This window comes from Paraburkholderia gardini, from assembly GCF_907164575.1.
GTDB classification, from domain to species: Bacteria; Pseudomonadota; Gammaproteobacteria; order Burkholderiales; family Burkholderiaceae; genus Paraburkholderia; species Paraburkholderia gardini.
The window spans coordinates 26,584-46,230 of the sequence record NZ_CAJQYY010000007.1; the positions used below are offsets into that span (position 1 = coordinate 26,584).

Annotated in this window: 17 protein-coding genes; 9 read left to right on the plus strand and 8 right to left on the minus strand. The window is 63.5% G+C overall.

Annotated features, from left to right (window positions below):
• Positions 1-125 precede the first annotated feature (125 nt).
• Complete coding sequence (locus LPA34_RS07325) at positions 126-623, plus strand: thioesterase family protein (protein WP_228976497.1); 498 nt, start codon at positions 126-128, stop codon at positions 621-623.
• 7 nt (positions 624-630) lie between these two features.
• On the opposite strand, the gene LPA34_RS07330 is transcribed toward LPA34_RS07325, so the two are convergent.
• Complete coding sequence (locus LPA34_RS07330) at positions 631-918, minus strand: DUF3331 domain-containing protein (protein ID WP_228976499.1); 288 nt, start codon at positions 916-918, stop codon at positions 631-633.
• Positions 919-1,269: 351 nt separating this feature from the next.
• Here LPA34_RS07330 and LPA34_RS07335 point away from each other — a divergent pair, with 351 nt between their 5' ends.
• On the plus strand, positions 1,270-2,343 hold the full coding sequence (locus tag LPA34_RS07335; RefSeq protein WP_228976501.1) for an AI-2E family transporter: 1,074 nt from the start codon (positions 1,270-1,272) through the stop codon (positions 2,341-2,343).
• On the opposite strand, the gene LPA34_RS07340 is transcribed toward LPA34_RS07335, so the two are convergent.
• Positions 2,340-3,503, minus strand: coding sequence for an OpgC domain-containing protein (locus tag LPA34_RS07340; RefSeq protein WP_228976503.1), 1,164 nt, complete (start codon positions 3,501-3,503; stop codon positions 2,340-2,342). The genes LPA34_RS07335 and LPA34_RS07340 overlap by 4 nt on opposite strands.
• A gap of 356 nt (positions 3,504-3,859) precedes the next feature.
• On the opposite strand from LPA34_RS07340, the gene LPA34_RS07345 reads away from it, so the two are divergent.
• A complete protein-coding gene (locus LPA34_RS07345; protein ID WP_228976505.1) occupies positions 3,860-4,186 on the plus strand; it encodes a hypothetical protein in 327 nt (108 codons plus the stop codon).
• Positions 4,187-4,393: 207 nt separating this feature from the next.
• Positions 4,394-5,248 carry a peptidoglycan DD-metalloendopeptidase family protein gene (locus LPA34_RS07350; RefSeq protein WP_228976508.1) on the plus strand — a complete coding sequence of 285 codons (855 nt, stop codon included), beginning with the start codon at positions 4,394-4,396 and terminating at the stop codon, positions 5,246-5,248.
• Positions 5,249-5,364: 116 nt separating this feature from the next.
• On the opposite strand, the gene LPA34_RS07355 is transcribed toward LPA34_RS07350, so the two are convergent.
• The 3 genes from LPA34_RS07355 to prpB form a co-directional block, all read right to left on the minus strand.
• Complete coding sequence (locus LPA34_RS07355) at positions 5,365-6,816, minus strand: bifunctional 2-methylcitrate dehydratase/aconitate hydratase (RefSeq protein ID WP_228976510.1); 1,452 nt, start codon at positions 6,814-6,816, stop codon at positions 5,365-5,367.
• A gap of 184 nt (positions 6,817-7,000) precedes the next feature.
• Positions 7,001-8,170 (minus strand): bifunctional 2-methylcitrate synthase/citrate synthase, encoded by a 1,170-nt coding sequence (gene prpC / locus LPA34_RS07360; protein ID WP_228976511.1) that lies wholly within the window; start codon positions 8,168-8,170, stop codon positions 7,001-7,003.
• A 22-nt stretch (positions 8,171-8,192) separates the two neighbouring features.
• The gene (gene prpB, locus LPA34_RS07365; protein WP_228976513.1) at positions 8,193-9,083 is read right to left on the minus strand and encodes a methylisocitrate lyase; all 891 of its coding nucleotides are present in this window, start codon (positions 9,081-9,083) and stop codon (positions 8,193-8,195) included.
• A gap of 201 nt (positions 9,084-9,284) precedes the next feature.
• On the opposite strand from prpB, the gene prpR reads away from it, so the two are divergent.
• Both prpR and bla read left to right on the plus strand, forming a co-directional pair.
• Positions 9,285-11,258, plus strand: a complete 1,974-nt coding sequence (gene prpR, locus LPA34_RS07370; protein WP_228976515.1) for a propionate catabolism operon regulatory protein PrpR — start codon at positions 9,285-9,287, stop codon at positions 11,256-11,258.
• Positions 11,259-11,631: 373 nt separating this feature from the next.
• Positions 11,632-12,519 carry a class A beta-lactamase gene (bla, locus tag LPA34_RS07375; RefSeq protein ID WP_228976516.1) on the plus strand — a complete coding sequence of 296 codons (888 nt, stop codon included), beginning with the start codon at positions 11,632-11,634 and terminating at the stop codon, positions 12,517-12,519.
• 27 nt (positions 12,520-12,546) lie between these two features.
• On the opposite strand, the gene LPA34_RS07380 is transcribed toward bla, so the two are convergent.
• On the minus strand, positions 12,547-12,945 hold the full coding sequence (locus tag LPA34_RS07380) for a hypothetical protein (protein ID WP_228976518.1): 399 nt from the start codon (positions 12,943-12,945) through the stop codon (positions 12,547-12,549).
• A gap of 270 nt (positions 12,946-13,215) precedes the next feature.
• Between LPA34_RS07380 and LPA34_RS07385 the strand changes: the two genes are divergently transcribed.
• The 3 genes from LPA34_RS07385 to LPA34_RS07395 are packed head-to-tail and all read left to right on the plus strand — an operon-like array spanning position 13,216 to position 17,195.
• The gene (locus LPA34_RS07385; protein ID WP_228976520.1) at positions 13,216-13,671 is read left to right on the plus strand and encodes a (2Fe-2S)-binding protein; all 456 of its coding nucleotides are present in this window, start codon (positions 13,216-13,218) and stop codon (positions 13,669-13,671) included.
• 1 nt (position 13,672) lies between these two features.
• Entirely contained in the window at positions 13,673-15,913 is a 2,241-nt protein-coding gene (locus LPA34_RS07390; protein ID WP_228976526.1) for a xanthine dehydrogenase family protein molybdopterin-binding subunit, read from the plus strand.
• Positions 15,914-15,926: 13 nt separating this feature from the next.
• A complete protein-coding gene (locus LPA34_RS07395; protein ID WP_228976528.1) occupies positions 15,927-17,195 on the plus strand; it encodes a cytochrome c in 1,269 nt (422 codons plus the stop codon).
• A gap of 185 nt (positions 17,196-17,380) precedes the next feature.
• On the opposite strand, the gene LPA34_RS07400 is transcribed toward LPA34_RS07395, so the two are convergent.
• Both LPA34_RS07400 and LPA34_RS07405 read right to left on the minus strand, forming a co-directional pair.
• Positions 17,381-19,111: a PHA/PHB synthase family protein gene (locus LPA34_RS07400; protein ID WP_228976530.1), complete on the minus strand. Its 1,731-nt coding sequence runs from the start codon at positions 19,109-19,111 to the stop codon at positions 17,381-17,383.
• A complete protein-coding gene (locus LPA34_RS07405) occupies positions 19,102-19,611 on the minus strand; it encodes a MaoC family dehydratase (RefSeq protein ID WP_228976532.1) in 510 nt (169 codons plus the stop codon). The genes LPA34_RS07400 and LPA34_RS07405 overlap by 10 nt, the downstream gene beginning before the upstream one ends.
• Between the last annotated feature and the right edge of the window lie 36 nt (positions 19,612-19,647).

The following is a 19,647-nucleotide window of genomic DNA, read 5'->3' on the forward strand; positions in this document are numbered from 1 at the left end:
CGCGTACGGGCATCGCCGGATGGCAGAAAAGACGTGCCCCGCTGCAACGCATGCCGTCGACCGTTTACGATGTGGCTGACGGGCGATTCATCGCGACCCGGACTGGAACAGAACAGGAAAATCCCATGCCCGACGAAACGCCGCTGGTTGTGTATCGCGACAGGGTCCGCGCCGAATGGGTGGACTACAACGGCCATTTGCGCGACGCGTTCTATCTGCTGCTTTTCAGTTACGCGGCGGACGTGCTGATCGAGCGGATCGGACTCGATGATGCGACGCGCCGGGCGCGCGCCCGGTCGATCTATACGCTCGAGGCGCACGTCAACTATCTGCACGAGATCAAGGAAGATGCGCCGGTGCGCGTCGATGTGCGCGTGCTCGCGCACGACACGAAGCGGCTGCATATCTATCTGGAGATGTTCACCGACGCTCGTGATGTGCCCGTGGCTGCCGGTGAGCAGATGCTGCTGCACGTCGATACATCGGGCCCGAAGGCCGCCGCGTTCGACGCCGATATCGCGGCGCGCATCGAGGCGCTCGTAGAGGCGCAGTCGCTGGCGAACCTGCCGCCGGCGAAGCACCGTGCCCGCGCGATCGGCCTGCCGTCGCCAGGGGCGCGATGAAACCGGATCAGGCGTCGAGCAGGTTGCCGAGGATTTCGGCGGAGATCATGGCCGCTGCGTTCGAAGGCGCGGGGCGCTCAGCCGGTTTGAAGACGGCATCGCCGCGACGGATCTTGCTGCGCGACAGCGCGCAGGTGCCCGACGTGTGCGCCGAGCGGCGGCGCCAGCGCTGCTCGCCGTAATGGCAGCGGCCCGGCTCGACCCAGCGGATGACCAGCGTCGTGTCGGAGCGCTCGAGAATCTCGATGTGCACGCCTTCTGTTCCGCTCAGAGGTAAGGACGCTAGGGTCTGCATGGTCGGCTCCGTTGTGTGGTGTGCCCGAATGTAGTCCCGCGCGCGCGGGAAGAACATTGTGCATACGTTGAAACACCGTTCCATGTTTAGCAACAATGGTGCCACGGTCGCCTTGCGGGACGGAACGACGCCCCGTTTCACGCGATATGGCATGTTTTTGCAACGCTGTGTTGTTTCGGGCGCGACATCCAGCCGGCGTCTGGTGGCCGGTCGAGACGGCTTCACTGTCGACGGGCGGGCTCGCGCCGGGCATCCTTTAAGATGCGGGATCGCTTCGTGCGTCGCGCTTTCGGAGGCGTTTTCCCCTCAGGCCGCATCGTCCGTCGTTATTCAACCCAGCATCGAGGCTTCATGAACCAGCGTCTGCCCGCATCGCCCGACCCGCAATCCAGTCGCCAGAAAGCCCAGAAAATCGGGCTGCAGGTGCTGTACGTAGCGCTCGTGCTGCTAGCGCTGTGGATCGTGCGTTCGTTCATCCCTGCCGTGGTCTGGGCGAGCGTGATCGCCATCGCGCTCTGGCCGCTGCTCAGACGCGTGGAAAGCCACACCCTGTTCCAGGGCCGCACGACGGTGATTGCGTTCGTGTTCACCGCGGCCGTCTCGCTGCTGGTGGTGCTGCCGATCGGGCTTGGTATCGCGCAGGCGCTCAACGAGGCGCACGATGTCCTTGCATGGTTTCGCGACGCGCAGGAAAACGGCGTTCCGGTGCCGGACTTCGTTAACCATCTGCCGTTCGGCGTCGCCCAGATCACGGGCTGGTGGCAGACGAATCTGGAACAGCCGCTGCGCGGCTCGGCCGCGATGAAAGGCCTGCACAGCGAGGCCGTACTGACTTTCGGGCGGCATTTCGGCGCGCGTGCGGCGCATGTGCTCGTCGTGTTCGGCTTCATGCTCGTGACGCTCTTCATGATCCTGCAGGCCGGTCCGAAGCTGTCGGATACGCTGCTCACGGGCGCGCGGCGCGCGTTCGGCCCGGAAGGCGCGCGGCTGATCCAGCGCATGGCCGGCGCGGTACGCAGCACGGTAACGGGCCTCGTGGTGGTCGGGCTCGGCGAAGGTGTGCTGCTCGGAGTCGTCTATGCGATCGTCGGCGTGCCGCACGCGGCGCTGCTTGGACTCGTGACCGCCATCGCGGCGATGTTGCCGTTCTGCGCGCCCATCGTGTTCTGCTGCGCGGCGCTCTGGCTGTTCGTGCAAGGCTCGGTCGCGGGTGCGATCGGCCTGGCGGCGGTCGGCTTCGTCGTCGTGTTCGTCGCGGAGCATTTCGTGCGGCCCGTGCTGATTGGCGGCTCGACACGGTTGCCGTTTCTGCTCGTGCTGTTCGGCATTCTGGGCGGCGCGGAGACGTTCGGCCTGCTCGGTCTCTTTATCGGCCCGGCGTTGATGACCGTGCTGATGGTGCTGTGGAACGACTGGGCGCGCTAGTCGTATCGATTGGCTCGCGCCGTGCCCGATGCGCGCGCGAGGTTTGCGATGCCTCGCGCACGAGCGGGCCGGCGGCTCGCGCACGACGCGATGAACCGCGAAACCGGCTCCGCCGCCCACGCGACGAGCATTAGCGAGACGACCGCGATCGCATCGGCGGCGAGGCCGAGCGGGACGTCGAGCAGGCCATCGGTTGCCTGATACAGCAGCGAATCGACGACGAGCGAAATCACGGTTCCCGCGACGAAACACACGAGGCCCTTGCGGCCGATCAGACTGATCCACGGCAGCCTTTGCGCGATCTTGCCGGTCCAGCCGAAGCGTACGAGCGTGGCGACCAGCCATGCGATCGCCAGAAAATTCAGCACACGCAGCCACATGAGATTCTGTTTGAAGCCCGGGGCGAGTGGCGCCGTTGCGATGGCGAGCTTGTAGTACGCCGCCGCTCCGACGACCCCCGCGGCCAGCAGGGTGACGATCCAGCCCCAGCGACACGCGGCGACGCGCTGCCAGACCGGCTGGCAACGCGCGATCAGGCCCACTACGAACATCAGCTGCCACGCGAGCGGGTTGAAGTCCCACGGTGTGTTTCCGACGCCCGGCAGCCAGCCGGCCAGATGCGGCGCGCCGGCCCACAGCGCGACGCTGCCCGCGAGCAGCAGCCACGGCTTGCCGCGCGCGAGCGGCAGCACGACGGGCACCATCAGCGCGAAGAACGCGTACATCGGCAGCACCGACGCCAGATATGGCTGACGACGGAACAGCAGGATGTCGCCGAGCGACGCAAGCGGCGCATTGATCAGGTCATCGAGATCGTTCGTGGCGAGGTTCGGCGCGTCGACGCTGAACGCGACCATCATCGCGCTGACGAGCAGCATCAGGCCTGCGGTGACGAGAAACGCACGGTAAATCTCGAGCGAACGTTTGAGAAAGCGGTTACGGGCGATGGCATCGGTGCGACGTTCGGCGAGCGCGGCATACGCGGTTGCGGTGGCGAACCCGCCGAGGAACACGAACACTTCCGCGGCGTCGCACAACGCCCAGGCGTGCAGCGTGAAGCGCGACAGGATGCTGCCGCCGATGTGATCGACCACGATGATGAGCAGCACGAGCCCACGAAAGAAATCAAGCTCGACGAGACGGTGCTGTGACGTTTGCATAAGTGTTGCCAGAACAACCTCATGCGGGACGCACGCGAGATGCGTGGTTGCCAGCATGAGGTTTGCTGAATAAGGAGAACCGGTATCGCGTGCGTTGCCTGCGCGGCCGGAATGGCGCGCAAGGCGCGAAGCGCCACGAAAAGCGGGGAAAGCTGGTTGTGCAGGCAGTCGTGAACCGGCTGCCGGGCCGATGAAACCGGCCGGGTTGATAACGGAAATTCCCCGGCGCGACTGCGGTTTCAGCGCGTGATACAACCCGCCGATGTTAGCAGGTCCGGGCAAATCGCTTAACGAGCCCTGCAGGCACCGCTCAATGCGCGAAGCGTTCGGGTGCGCGTGCGGTTGAAACATGCGCGATGCGGCTCAAGCGGCATCGCGTGGCAACCCGACTGAAAGCCGCGCGTATTCAAGCTTTCCCTCAAGTTCGTGAGCATGCTGCCGTTAAGAAAGAGGCGGTCGTGCCAGCCGCCGTGCGGGTTTCTGACCTGAACGGTTGCGCCGTGCTGGACGAGTCACGGGGCCACGATCGCACCCCACGTCCGGCGGATGTCCGTTTTCGCGCCCAGGTTGCGGCGATATCGACTTCAGCCGGTCGAAATATTCGCTTCGTAAGCATTTGTATCGAGTTGTTCGGACAGCGCGCAGATTGTGAAGCGACCATTACAATGCTGCGTGAAATCTAATCGTGAATCTGGCCCTTTTCGTGTGAGGAGTCTTTCCCTGTTGCGAGAATGAGAAGGCCGCTTCATGCGCGGACCGGCGCAAGCTGGTTGCGGACTCAACGATGTGGGTTTTCCATTGTGCCGTCCGTATAAGACGCCATTACGTGAATGCATGCCTTCTGCGCAACGTACGAAAAGCGTGGCTACTGAAAGACGCAGGAGTCGAACATGTTGAGAAGTCGCTTCGACAGGACAAAAACGGGTCTCGCCGGTTTGTGGGTCGCCGTGGCGATCAGCGGTTGTGCGAACGTCGGGCAGCAAGGTGCTTCGGCGGATAACGCGGCCGCGAGCGCGCAGGCCGCGGCGGCTGCCGCACAGGCATCCGATGCAGCCACGCAGGCGCAGCAGGCAGCAAGCGATGCGGTTACCACCCGCACCGTCACGACGACAAAAACGATCCATTACCGGGTCAAACGCGGTGACACACTGGCTCGCATCGCGCAGAAGAACAATTGCAGCGTGAAGGATCTGCTGGCGTGGAACCGGATGAACGCTTCGGCGCACGTGAAGAAAGGGCAGGTGCTGCGCATCGTCACGCAGCAGACGGTGACCACGACTGTCGATGCGAATGGCAATCCGGTCGCTGCGCGCGCACCGGCGAGTTCCGCGGATTCACGCGCGATGGCAGCGCAGACCAGGCGTGCCGCAAAGAGCGTGGCGCTGGCGTGGCCGGCGCAGGGTGTCGTCGTCGAGCCGTTCCAGGCGGGTGAAACAAGGGGTATCGAAATCGCGGGCAATGCCGGCGATCCCGTGCGCGCGGCCGCCGACGGCAAGGTCATGTATGCCGGCACCGGGCTCAACGAGTACGGCAGTCTCATCATCGTCCAGCACAACAAGGACTTTCTGACGGCTTACTCGCACAACCGCAAGCTGCTCGTCAAAACGGGCGACATCGTGCATCAGGGACAGCAGATTGCCGAAATGGGCAACGAGAACAACACACGTGTCTCCGTGTTGTTCGAGCTGCGTCACGACGGCATGCCGATCGATCCAATGCCGTATCTGCCGCAAGGGCGCGGCTAGGCGCATTGTTTCGTTCAAACCCTGACGACGCAAAATAAGACAGCCCCGGCAAGTCGCTTGCCGGGGCTGTCTGTCGTTGCCTGATGGTGTAGCCTGGCTGCCTGGTTTCAGCGCGCTCAGATCACATACAGATCGACGTATTCATTGACCGGCGTGGCTTCGAGCCTTGCCTGATCCAGCGACACGTCGAGAATCGCCTGTTGCTGCTTCGCCGGGAAACGTCGGGCGAGGTTGGTTTTAAACTTCTCGACCAGCAGCGGAATGCCGTCGGTGCGCCGCCGCTTGTGGCCGATCGGATATTCGACGACGACCTCGTCGAACTTCGAACCGTCACTGAATTCGACCGTGAGCGCGTTCGCGATCGAGCGCTTTTCCGGGTTGTGATAATCCTGCGTGAACTGCGTGTCCTCGACGCATTCCATCTTGTCGCGCAGCGCATCGATACGCGCGTCCTGGGCGATCGAATCTTCGTAATCGGCTGCCGTCAGGCGACCGTGAATCAGCGGCACGGCGATCATGTACTGGATGCAGTGATCGCGGTCGGCCGGATTGTTCAGCGGACCCTTTTTATCGATGATGCGAATCGCCGCCTCGTGCGTGCGGATCGTGATCTTGCTGATGTCCTCGACTTTTTTGCCGGCTGCACGCAGCTTTTCATGCAGGGTCATCGCGGCTTCCACGGCAGTCTGCGAGTGGAATTCGGCCGGGAACGAGATCTTGAACAGCACGTTCTCCATCACGTACGAGCCGTACGGACGCTGGAACTGGAACGCGTTGCCCTTGAAGAGCACGTCGTAAAAGCCCCACGTTTTAGCGCTCAGCACGGACGGATAGCCCATTTCGCCGGTCTTCGCGATCAGCGCGAGACGTACGGCGCGCGAGGTCGCATCACCCGCGGCCCACGACTTGCGCGAGCCCGTGTTCGGCGCGTGACGGTAGGTGCGCAGCGAGTGGCCATCGACGAACGCGAGCGACACCGCGTTGATCAGCTCATCGCGCGTGAGGCCGATCAGCTGGCCGACCACGGCGGTCGAGGCGAGCTTCACGAGCAGCACGTGATCGAGCCCGACCTTGTTGAACGAGTTTTCGAGCGCGATGCAGCCCTGGATTTCGTGCGCCTTGATCATGCCGACCAGGACGTCTTTCATCGTCAGCGGCTTTTTGCCCGCGGCGATGGCGTTGCGCGAGAGCCAGTCGGCGGTGGCGAGAATGCCGCCGAGGTTGTCCGACGGATGGCCCCATTCAGCGGCGAGCCACGTGTCGTTGAAGTCGAGCCAGCGGATCATCGCGCCGATGTTGAAGGCGGCCTGCACCGGATCGAGCTGGAACGAGGTGCCCGGCACCTTCGCGCCGTTCGGCACGATCGTGCCGGGCACGATCGGTCCCATCAGTTTCGTGCAGGCGGGGTACGTGAGTGCCTCGAGTCCGCAGCCGAGCGTGTCGATCAGGCAGTTACGCGCTGTTTCGAGCGCGAGCGTGCTGTCGATCGTGTAGTTGAGCACGTAATCGACGATATCGACGAGAACTTGATCCGGTTCGGGCCGGACGTTGGAGATGTGTTGGCTCATGGTGTCTTGTGGTCAGGTGGTACACCGGGCGCGAGTTGCAGCGTCCGGAAATATCCGGGTAAAAAAACAGCCTTGACTCGTGGGTTGAGCGAGTCAAGGCCCAACTTCATCGCGTCGCGCGTCGTGCACGCGATGGAGGAGAAACATGCGGCGCTTTCACTGCGCCGCCGATGGGCCCGCTCGCTCAGCCGCGCTTTGCCAGCGGCACGAACGGCAAATTGTCCGGACCGGTGTAATTCGCACTGGGTCGGATGATCTTGTTGTCGATGCGCTGCTCGATGATGTGCGCGCTCCAGCCCGCGGTTCGCGCGATCACGAAAAGCGGCGTGAACATCGCCGTCGGCACGCCCATCATGTGATACGACACCGCGCTGAACCAGTCGAGATTCGGGAACATCTTCTTCGCATCGGCCATCACCGTTTCGAGCCGCTCGGCGATGCTGAAGAGCTTCAGGTTCCCGGCTTCCTTCGACAGCTTCTTGGCGACGTCCTTGATCACCTTGTTGCGCGGGTCCGAGATCGTGTACACCGGATGGCCGAAACCGATCACGACTTCCTTGTTCTCCACGCGCCGGCGGATATCCGCTTCGGCTTCATCGGGCGTCTGGTAGCGCGACTGGATCTCGAACGCGACTTCATTCGCGCCGCCGTGCTTCGGGCCGCGCAGCGCGCCGATCGCACCGGTGATCGCCGAATAGAGGTCCGAGCCCGTGCCCGCGATCACGCGGCCGGTAAAGGTCGATGCATTGAACTCATGCTCGGCGTAAAGATTGAGCGACGTGTGCATCGCCTCGACCCACGACTTCGACGGCGCGACGCCGTGCAGCAGATGCAGGAAGTGGCCGCCGATCGAATCGTCGTCGGTTTCGACCTCGATACGCTTGCCGTTGTGCGAGTAGTGATACCAGTAGAGCAGCATCGAACCGAGCGACGCCATCAGCCGGTCGGCGATATCGCGCGCGCCTGGCAGATTGTGGTCGTCTTTCTCGGGCAGCACGGTGCCGAGCATCGAGACGCCGGTGCGCATCACGTCCATCGGATGGGCCGACGCGGGAATCCATTCGAGCGCGGCCTTCAGGTTCGCGGGCAGGCCGCGCAATGCCTTGAGCTTCGTCTTGTAGGCCGCCAGTTCAGCCTGCGTGGGCAGCTTTTCGTGCACGAGCAGGTACGCGATTTCCTCGAACTCGCACGTGGTGGCGATGTCGAGGATGTCGTAGCCGCGGTAGTGCAGGTCGTTGCCGGTCTTGCCGACCGTGCACAACGCCGTGTTGCCCGCCGTCACGCCCGACAGGGCGACGGATTTCTTCGGTTTGAATGCGCCGGCTGCAGGCGCGCTGTTATCTGCTTCGCTCATGGTGTCGTCCTCAAGGTCCTGATTATTTCTGTCCGGCAAACAGCGCGTCGAGCTTGTCTTCGTACGCGTGATAGCCAAGGTAGTCGTACAGATCGGCGCGCGACTGCATGGTTTCCACCGCAGCCTTTTGCGTTCCGTCGCGCTTCACGACTTCGTAGAAGTTGAGCGCGGCTGCATTCATCGCGCGATACGCGCCGCAGCAGTAGAGCGCGATGTCGACGTTCGCGTCGCGCAGTTCGGCGGTGGTGAAAAACGGCGTCGAGCCGAATTCGGTCAGGTTCGCGAGAATCGGCACCTTGACCGCGGCCTTGAAGCGGCGATAGTCGTCGAGCGATTTCATTGCTTCGGGGAAGATCATGTCCGCGCCGGCTTCGACATACGTCACCGCGCGCTCGATCGCCGCATCGATGCCTTCGACCGCGGCGGCGTCGGTGCGCGCCATGATGACGAACTGGTCGTCGGTGCGGGCATCGACGGCGGCCTTCACGCGATCGACCATCTCTTCCTTCGACACGCATTCCTTGCCCGGACGATGGCCGCAACGCTTCTGGCCGACCTGGTCTTCCAGATGCACAGCCGCGACGCCCGCCTTGATGAACGACTTCACGGTGCGCGCGATGTTGAACGCGCCACCCCAGCCGGTATCGATATCCACGAGCAGCGGAAGGTTCGTTGCATCGGTGATGCGCCGGGCGTCGATCAGGACGTCGTCCATCGTGCTGATGCCGAGATCGGGTACGCCCAGCGAATTGGCCGCGACGCCGCCGCCCGACAGATAGACCGCCTTGAAACCGACGGCCTCGGCCATCTTCGCCGCGTAGGCGGTAATCGCGCCGACAACCTGCAGCGGCTGTTCAGTGGCAACTGCGGCGCGGAACGCCGCGCCGGCGCCTGCTGGATTTCCTGTGTTCACAACATCTCCTTGACCATGACTGGACCCTGTACAGCAAGGAACGGGCCAGTCACATGAAAACGCGCTAAACCATTGATTTAAAAGACGATCGCTAATTCGCGGTTTGACCGTGTGATTTCATAAATGAAATTTAAAATTTCATCGATGAAGTATGATGCATAATCTCAGGATGAATTTCGACGCCACGAAACCCGAGCGATCATGATGCCGCTTCCCGTATCCGGCCCGCGTCCGCGCATGTGGGCGATCGGTATCAGCAAGCTGCGCGACCTGTACCGGGACATCGCGGGTGAATACGATGGCCGCGCCGATCTGCGGCTTATCTCACGTGGCTTCGAAGACGCCGTCAACGAAATCGCGGCGGCGGGCGCGAACCGTCCGGACATCGTCGTTGCCGCCGGATCGAACGGGACGTACCTGAAAGCGCGCGTCAACGTGCCGGTCGTACTGGTCGCACCGACCGGCTTCGACGTCATGCATGCGCTGGCGCGCGCGCGGCGCGATGGCGCATCGGTTGGGCTCGTCACACACGGCGAAACGCCTGGCGAGCTGCGCCGTTTCGTTTCCGCCTACGGTATCGACGTCGTGTTCGGCTCCTACGAATCCGCACAGGACGCGGAAACGTGCGTGCTCGATCTGCGCGATCGCGGCGTCGAAACGGTGGTCGGGCCGGGGCTCGTCACCGACCTCGCCGCGAGAGCCGGCATGGGCGCGGTGTTTCTGTATTCGCGTGCTTCGGTGCGCGCCGCGTTCGATAACGCGCTCGATGTCGCGCAAGCCACCTGGCGCGAAGCGGTGCGCCGGCAGCGGCTCGACAGCGTGTTGCAACATCTGCGCGACGGCGTCGTCGCGCTCGATGCGCAGGGGCGCGTCGAAGCGATCAACCAGCGCCTCGCGCTCACGCTCGGTATTGATCCCGCCACCGCGGCCGGCAAGCTGCTGCTCGATCTCGCGCCCGATATCGCCAACGCCGTGCCCGACGCCGAGGGCGAATCGCTGGAAACGGTGCGCGGCGTGAGCTATGTCGTGCATCGCGGTCCGCTCGCCGATAACGGCGTCACCAGTGGCACTGTGCTGACGTTCCAGGAATCGCGCGCGGTCGAACGGCTCGACCGGACGCTGCGGTCGCGGCAGCGCGCGCAACAGTTCGCCGCGCGCTACACGCTCGATGACATCGTCGGCGAGTGCGCGGCCATCGAGCGGGTGCGCAGCCTCGTGCGACGCTACGCGCAGTCGGAAGCGACGGTTCTGATTCGCGGTGAAAGCGGCACCGGCAAGGAGATGGTGGCGCAGAGCATCCATCAGGCGAGCGCGCGACGCGACTTTCCGTTTGTCGCGATCAATTGCGGCTCGTTTCCCGAAGCGCTGCTGGAGAGCGAACTTTTTGGCTATGAAGAGGGCGCGTTTACCGGCGCGCGACGCGGCGGCAAGGCGGGCCTGATCGAAGCGGCGCATCGCGGCACGCTCTTTCTCGACGAGATCGGCGAAATGCCGTTGCCGCTGCAAAGCCGTCTGTTGCGTGTGTTGCAGGAACGCGAAGTCGTGCGGCTCGGTTCGACGGAGCCGACGCGCATCGACGTGCGTATCGTCGCGGCGACGCATCGTGGTTTGACAGAAGGCATCGACGCCGGCGAGTTTCGCGCCGATCTGTATTACCGGCTCAATATTCTGAACATCGCACTGCCGCCGCTGCGCGAACGGCAGGTGGACATTCTGCCGCTCGCCGCTGAACTGCTCGTGCAGACTGCGCGCCGCGAGCCGCGTCTGGCACGGCAGATTCACAACGTCACCGACGCGGCGAAAGTGCTGCACGCGGTTCGTGTTCCGTTAAGCGAACATCCGTGGCCCGGTAACGTGCGCGAGTTACAGAATGTGATCGAACGGATCGCGGTCGAACTCGCGGACCCGGATGCAGTTGAACTGACGGGCGATGTGCTGCGTTCTATCGCACCCGAACTGTTCGAGCGTGCATCGCGCGAAGCGGCGAGCCTGACGTTGCGTCAGCGCAGCCGCCGCGTCGAAGCCGACGAGATTCGCGCCGCGCTCGACGCATGCAATGGCGACCGTGACCAGGTGTGCGAGATGCTCGGCATCAGCAAGACGACGTTGTGGCGCAAGCTGAACGATGTCGCACAAGCCAGCGGTGCAAAGCCGCGAAGCCGTTCGTTGCGCTAGCAACGGACCGGACGAGACGCATCGGGAGACCTCCCGCAGAACCTCACCTTTGATTGCACGCTGCGCTGAAACAATCGCGACAAAAGCGGGCGAATTCTTGCGCAAGCAATGCCATCGAGCGGTTCAAACAAGTGAACGACGCATAAAATCCCCTGAAACAAGGGGATTTAGCGCAGTCTGAAATGCATGATGATGACGTTGTCAATAGCGAAACGTCCTTTGCGCGACCTGACGCACGGAATCCGGCCGCTTCAGGTTGAAAAAACAATGGTGAGGATATTCGGGACCCGCCGGCGTGCACCTGGCTAGCGGGGAACCTTCACGAGATCATGCAATCGAAACGCACCATGACCATTCCGGCAAACATCCAGCCATGACTCATTCATCCTCCCGTCGCGGGCTGTTGCTCGCGGCTGCTTCCACCCCTTTCATCGCGGCCTGTTCTTCGTGGGCAACCGGTGCTTCGAAAGGCGCTTCGCCGGAGGCGAAACTGGCGGCACTCGAAACCTCGGCAGCAGGGCGCCTTGGCGTCGCGGCGCTGAATACGGCGAATGGCGCCACGCTGATGCATCGCGCGGACGAACGCTTTGCGTTTTGCAGCACGTGCAAGGTGATGATCGTCTCCGCGATCCTCGCGCGCAGCGCGAAGGAGCCCGGGTTTCTGCAACAGCGCGTGCGCTATACGAAGGCCGACCTCGTCGCGTATTCGCCGGTTACCGAACAGCATGTCGCTGAAGGCATGACGATTGCCGAACTGTGCGCGGCCGGCATCGACTATAGCGACAACACGTCCGCGAACCTGCTGATCAGAATCGTGGGTGGGCCGTCCGCGGTCACGGCATTCGCGCGCTCGACCGGCGACGAAACGTTCCGCCTCGACCGCTGGGAAACGGAGTTGAACACGGCAATTCCCGGTGACCCGCGCGACACGACGACACCGGCCGCGATGCTGGCAAGCGTGCAGCGCCTCGCACTTGGCGATACGCTGGGCGCGCCGCAGCGCAACCAGCTTCAGGCGTGGATGCGCGCGAATACAACGGGCGGCGAGCGGATTCGCGCGGGCGTCCCAACGGGCTGGGACGTGATCGACAAGACCGGCACGGGCGATTACGGCGCGACCAACGATCTCGCCGTGCTGTGGCCGCCCGCAAAACCGCCGATCGTGCTCGTGACTTATTTCACGCAGCGTGACAGGGACGCGAAGTCGCGCAGCGACGTACTCGCTGCCGCGGCACGCATCGTCGTAAAAGCTTTTGCCTGACGCGAACGCCGCACCGCTGGCCGTGCGCTACCTGTCCGCCGCCTCGCGCAGCGCCTGCGCGACCTGCCCATGCGCGTGCAACAGGTCGGGGCTCATCTGCAGCAATGGCAGATAGCGCGGCAGGAACACCGCGTTCGGGTCGCCGGGCGCGAACAGGGCGATAACCGCTTCCGCGGCGGCCGTCCTGTCGGCGGGTGTGGCTTCCTTGTCGTCGACGACTTCATCGATGTTCGCGATGAGCGTCGAGAGCGGCGTGATCCAGCGAAAGCCCGAGCCGTTGATCAGCACCTGAAGAAACGCCGCCGGTGTGACCGGGCCGAAGTCTTTCTCATACGACGCACGCTCGTGGTCGAGAATCGCCTTGTGCAGCGACAACAACGGTTTGCGAATGGTGTTCAGGAATTGAATCGCGCGCGCTTCGTTCATCGTTCTCTCCTTTCAGTTCGTCAGGCGATTCTGCCAGCCTGCCGGCACACGCGCTGACAGACGGCCAACACGCAATTTCAGTCGGCGCTACAATCGTTTCGCCTCTTCCTTCATCGCCGTTCATTGCTGTCCCACTGAGTGCCAGACGCTGGTCCTCGCGCTGTTCATCAGCATAGTCCCGTATTAGCGATGGCCGACGGAATAAATTCCGGCTTGCCAGCGCGATTCCTGTCCCATCCAAAACAATAGCCCCACAATCCGGAGCCGCCTATGACAACGCTTACCGTAAATGGACAGACTCATACCGTCGATGCACCACCCGATATGCCGCTGCTCTGGGTGTTGCGCGATCTCGTCGGGCTGACCGGCACCAAGTTTGGCTGTGGCATTGCCCAATGTGGTGCCTGCACCGTCCATCTCGACGGCGTCGCGGTTCGCTCATGTGTGCTGCCGGTCGCGGCAATCGGCGAGCGCAGGGTGACGACCATCGAAGCCGTCGGCGACACGCCCGCGGGCAGGAAAGTGCAGACCGCGTGGCGTCAGCTCGATGTCGTGCAGTGCGGCTACTGTCAGTCCGGACAGGTGATGTCCGCGGCTTCGCTGCTCTCGTCGAACCCCAATCCCACCGATGCCGATATCGATGCCGCGATGACAGGCAACATCTGTCGCTGTGGCACGTACAACCGCATCCGCGCGGCCATCAGGCAAGCAGCGAAGGAGGCGTGACATGTCGCAAGGACTGCTCGATGCGAAAAACGACGGCAAGCGCGAAAAGGATCCGCACGGCGTGTCCCGTCGCACGTTTCTCAAGTTCGGTGCGACGGTCGGCGCGGCAGCAGGCGGCGGCCTGCTGCTGGGTTTCAGTCTGCCGGCGGCAAGCCAGGATCAGGCGTCACGAAAATCGGTGATCGGCGGCGACGGCGTCGAGACGCCGCAAGACGGCGTATTCGCGCCGAACGCGTTCGTGCAGATCGACCGGACCGGCAAGGTCTCGCTCGTGATTCCCAAGGTCGAAATGGGCCAGGGCGTGTACACGTCGATTCCGATGCTGATCGCGGAGGAACTCGAAGTGCCGCTCGATAGCGTCACGATCGATCACGCACCACCGGACGCGAAGCTCTTCACGGATCCGCTGCTCGGCGGCCAGCTCACGGGAGGCTCGACGTCGATCCGTTACGCGTGGGAACCGATGCGGCGTGCGGGCGCCACCGCACGCGTGCTGCTGGTCAGCGCGGCCGCGCAGCAATGGCAGGTCGATCCCGCGACCTGTCACGCGCAGGCGGGCAAGGTCGTGCATCCCGACAGCAACCGCAGCATCGCGTACGGCGATCTCGTCGATGCGGCGGCGAAACTGCCCGTGCCGCAAAACGTGCAGCTTAAAAATCCGAAGGATTTCAAGCTGGTCGGCACGGGCGCAAAGCGCCTCGACTCGCCAGAGAAGGTGGATGGCACGGCGGTGTTCGGTCTCGACGTACGTGTGCCCGACATGGTTTATGCGGCCATTGCGACGTGCCCGGTATTCGGAGGCACGCTCGCGGGCGTCGACGATACGAACGCGAGGAAGATTCCGGGTGTGCGTCAGGTGGTGAAGTTTGACAATGGCGTGGCCGTGATCGGCGACCACACATGGGCCGTCAAGCGCGGCGTGCAGGCGCTCGAAATCACGTGGAACGAGGGCGCGGGCGCGCGGATATCGATGAAACAGATTGTCGACGATCTCGCGAACGCCGCGCAGCGCACGGGTGCCGTCGCACGCAAGGACGGCGATGTGAATAGCGGGTTTTCGTCCGCGAAGACGCGCGTCGATGCGGTGTATCAGCAACCGTTTCTCGCGCACGCGACAATGGAACCGGTCAACTGCACGGTCCATGTGCGGCCCGATGGCTGCGATGTCTGGCTCGGCACACAGGTGCCGACGCGCATCGTCGATGCGGCCGTGGCCGTGACCGGCCTGCCGGCGCAGAAGATTGCCGTCCATAACCATCTGCTGGGCGGCGGCTTCGGGCGGCGGCTCGAGTTCGATATGGCGACGCAGGCGCTGAAGATCGGCAGGCAGCTCGGCGTGCCGGTCAAGGTGGTGTGGACGCGCGAGGAAGACATCCAGCACGACATGTACCGCCCGTACTACTACGACAGGATTTCCGCGGGCCTCGACGCGAACGGCAAGCCGGTTGCGTGGCAGCACCGCATCGTGGGTTCATCGATCCTTGCCCGCTTCGCGCCACCGGCGTTTAAAAACGGCCTGGATCCCGATGCCGTCGAAGTGGCCTCGGACCTGCCGTACGACCTGCCGAACCAGCTCATCGACTATGTGCGCCAGGAGCCGCACGCCGTGCCCACCGCGTTCTGGCGCGGCGTGGGACCCACGCGCGGCACGTTCGTCGTCGAAAGTTTCGTGGACGAACTTGCCGCGCAGGCGAAGATCGATCCCGTCAAATATCGTCGCGACCTGCTCGGCAAGTCGCCGCGCGCGCGCAACGTGCTCGACGTCGCCACGCAGGCGGCCGGTTGGGGCAGCGCGATGCCGCAAGGCCAGGGGCGCGGCGTTTCGGTGATGCATGCGTTCGGCAGCTTCCTTGCGATGGTCGTCGACGTGGCGATCGACAAGGGCGAAGTCGCGGTCAGGCGCGTGGTGTGCGCGGTGGATTGCGGCATGGTTGTGAATCCGGATACGGTCGAGGCACAGATACAGGGCGGCGTGATCTTCGCGATCACGGCGGCGCTCTACAGCGAAATCACGATCAGGGATGGCCGCGTCGAGCAGAACAACTTCACGGATTACCGGATGCTGCGCATCGATCAGACGCCGCCGATCGACGTCCACATCGTGAGGAGTACCGAGGCGCCCGGGGGCATCGGCGAACCGGGTACGGCGGCGCTTGCGCCGGCGCTGACGAACGCGATCTTTGCAGCGACGGGCAAGCGGATCCGGCAATTGCCGGTCGGCAACCAGCTGCAGACCGCCTGAGCGGAGAACGTCGATGAATATCACACTCAAAGCGTTATCCGCGGCACTGGGCATGGCGTTGCCGTTCGTCTCGCATGCGGCCGACGACGCGCTCGTTCAACGCGGCGCGTACCTGGCGAAGCTCGGCGACTGCATCGCGTGTCACTCGGCGCCGCGCGGCAAGCCGTTCGCGGGCGGTCTGCCGATGAACACGCCGATGGGCCGGATCTATACGACGAACATCACGCCCGACCCGGACACCGGCATTGGCCGCTATACCGGGGAAGACTTCGCGCGCGCGATGCGTGAAGGCGTCGCGAAGGATGGTCATAACCTGTATCCGGCGATGCCTTATCCGTCGTACGCGAAGATCAACGACGACGACATGCACGCGCTCTACGCGTATTTCATGAGCGGCGTTGCACCGGTGAAGCAGGCGAACCGCGAGCCGGATATCAAATGGCCGCTCAACATGCGCTGGCCGCTGAAGCTGTGGAATCTCGTGTTCCTGAAAAGCGGCATGTACCAGGACAAACCGGGCAAGGACGTCGCATGGAATCGCGGTGCCTATCTGATCCAGGGGCTGGGACATTGCGGATCGTGTCACACGCCGCGCGGATTCGCGTTCCAGGAAAAGGCACTCGACGAAAGCGGCAGCGCGTTCCTGACGGGCGGTCTGCTCGACGGCTGGTTTGCCGCGAACCTGACGGGCGAGCATAACGTCGGGCTCGGCCGCTGGACGGAACAGGATCTCGCGACGTTCCTGAAGACCGGTGCGAACGCGCACGCGTCCGCGTTCGGTTCCATGACGAGCGTGATCAACAACAGCACTCAGGCGATGAACGATACCGACGTTAGCGCGATGGCGCGGTATCTGAAGTCGCTGCCGGCCGCGGGCGGCTACGGCGGCGCGCAGTATGCGTATGACCCGAAGGCGACGAAGGTGTCGCTGAACCGGCCAGCAAACGATCCGGGCGCGAAGGTTTATACGGCGTACTGCATGCACTGCCACGGCGTCGACGGACGGGGCTTCGCGCCGATGCTCGCGCCGCTGGCGGGCAATCCGAACGTGCTGGAGAAAGACGCGTCGTCGCTTGTCAACGTGACGTTGAACGGCACGGGCGATCTGGTGGTCGGCGGTATTCCGGCGCCGTATCCAATGCCGAAGTACGCGCCCGTACTCAACGACCAGCAGATCGCCGACGTACTGACGTTTATCCGGGCCGGCTGGAACAACAACGCACCGGCTGTGCCGCCGGACGATGTCGCGAAGTTGCGCAAGTCGACTGGCGCGGCGCGTTAAGCGCGAAGGCCATCGCCGTGCAGACGGACAGAAACGCCACTGCGGAAATAATGCCGCCGTGGCGTTTCTGTCAGGGGTCTGGGCGCCGGCACGCGCGTACGCCAGTGCAAGGCATCAAGCCGATGCTAAAAGGCCGCGAAGCGGCAAACGCTTCGCGGCCTTGCAGATCCCGAGCGGGGTGCGAACTATGCGGTGCGCACTTTCACATAGCGTCCGGGGGCCGGCTCGATCGCCTTGTGAACGGTGTTTCCAGGCTTCACGCGCGCTTTGACCGATGCTTCAGCGTACGGCTTCAGCCACTCGATCCAGTGGTTCCACCAGCTGCCCGGCCGCGTTTCGGCGGAAGCCAGCCACGCATCCGGATCGGCGGTCGAATCGTCGCTGACCTTGAAACTCCGCCTGTTCTTCGACGCGGGATTGACGACTCCGGCGATGTGGCCGCTCGCGCCGAGAACGAACTGCGTCGGGCCGCCAAGCAGTTGCGTGGATCGATGAGCCGAGCGCCACGGCACGATGTGATCTTCTTCGGTTGCCAGCACGTAGGTCGGGGTGTCGATATTCCCCAGGTCGACGGGCGTGCCGCACATCGTCAGGCGGCCCGGCTTGCAGAGGTTGTTCTCGAGGTACATGTTGCGCAGATACCAGGTGTACATGGGCCCCGGCAGATTGGTGCTGTCGGCGTTCCAGTACAGCAGGTCGAATGCCGGCGGCGATTTGCCCTTCAGGTAATTGCCGATGACGTACGGCCAGATGAGGTCGTTTGCCCGCAGTGTCTGGAACGTGAACCCGAGTTCCTTGCCGGAATAGAGGCCGCCTTGCCCGATCGCGCTCTCGCGCTGTGCGACGCCCGCTTCGTCAATGAAGACGCCCAGCTCGCCGGGTTCCCCGAAATCCAGCATCGTGGTGAGTAAGGTGAGGCTTGCCACCTTGTCTTCACCGCGTGCCCGCGCGATCGCCGTGGCCGACGACAGAATGGTGCCGCCTACGCACCAGCCCACCGCGTTGACCCGGTCGGCGCGGGTAATTGACTGCGCAACGTTCAGCGCCGTCAATGCACCGTGTTCGACGTAGTCGTCCCACGTCGTTTGCGTCATCGTGGCATCCGGGTTGCGCCACGACACCATGAACACGGTCATGCCCTGTTCGCAGGCAAAGCGCACAAAGGAATTTTCGGGCTGCAGATCGAGAATGTAGAACTTGTTGATACACGGCGGCACGATCAGGAGCGGGCGTTTCGCGACCTTCTCCGTGAGCGGAGCGTACTGGATCAACTGGAACAGATTGTTCTCGAACACGACCGAGCCTTGCGAAGCAGCCACGTTGTGGCCGATCTCGTAAGCGGTCTCGTCCGTGATCGAGATGTTGCCGCGCTGCATATCGGCAAGCAGGTTCGTGAAGCCGTCACGCAGGCTTTCGCCGCTGGATTCGAACGCGAGCTTGAGCGCCTCGGGATTCGTCGCGGCGAAATTGGCCGGGCTCAGCGAATCGATGAGCTGGCGCGTGAAGAACCTGAACTTCCGCTTGTCCTTTTCGGTCGTGGCGACTGCATCGACGATGTCTTCAAGCAACCGTGCGTTGAGCAGGTAGTTCTGCTTGAGCAGGCTATACCAGGCGCTCCTGTGCCAGTCTTCCGCAGCAAAGCGGCGGTCGCCCCGCTCCGGCGCGATCACGGGCTCGGTTTCCGCGCCCATCGTGCCCACCAGGGTGCGGGTCCAGACGGTCGCCAGTTGTGGCCAGTACGCCGAATGCGCTTCGAGCAGCGCCACGGGAGCGGCGAGCGATTTCAGGGGCTGCAATGCAGCGGACGTGTCGTCGGGGGGAACGCCATTCGCGTCCAGAGCGGCCATGGCGCGCCAGAACTGCTGGCCGGACGTGATGAATCCCTGTACGTATTCAGTGGGTACGTTTAACGGCATGATTGTTGCGCCTCGATTGACTCACTCGTGATTGCAGGCTCTCCGGCACCGTCCGCGCATTCGGCCACACGCCGCGCACGGGACGTCGCCATGACGACCGCTTCGCCGTCGATCACCACTTTTCCCGCCACCGTGCAGACGGTCGACATCACGACGCGGCTCTTTTCCGGCTGCAGTTCCTTCACGGCGACCGTTGCGTGCACGGTATCGCCGGCCCGGACCGGTGCCTTGAAACGCAGGTTCTGTCCGACATACACGGTACCCGGGCCGGGCAGGCGCCCGGCGAGGGCCGCGGAAATCATGCTCGCGGACAGCATCCCGTGCGCAATGCGTCCCTTGAACGGCGTGGTCCGCGCGAACTCCTCGTTGATGTGAACTGCGTTGATGTCGCCCGATGCGGCCGCGAAGAGCAGGATGTCCGCCTCCGTAATGGTTTTCGCAAAGCTGGCGCTCATGCCTGCTTCCAGGTCTTCAAAGTCGTAACCGCCGATTTCGTTCATCTGTCTCTCATATAGTTGTTACTGAATGAAGGGGCC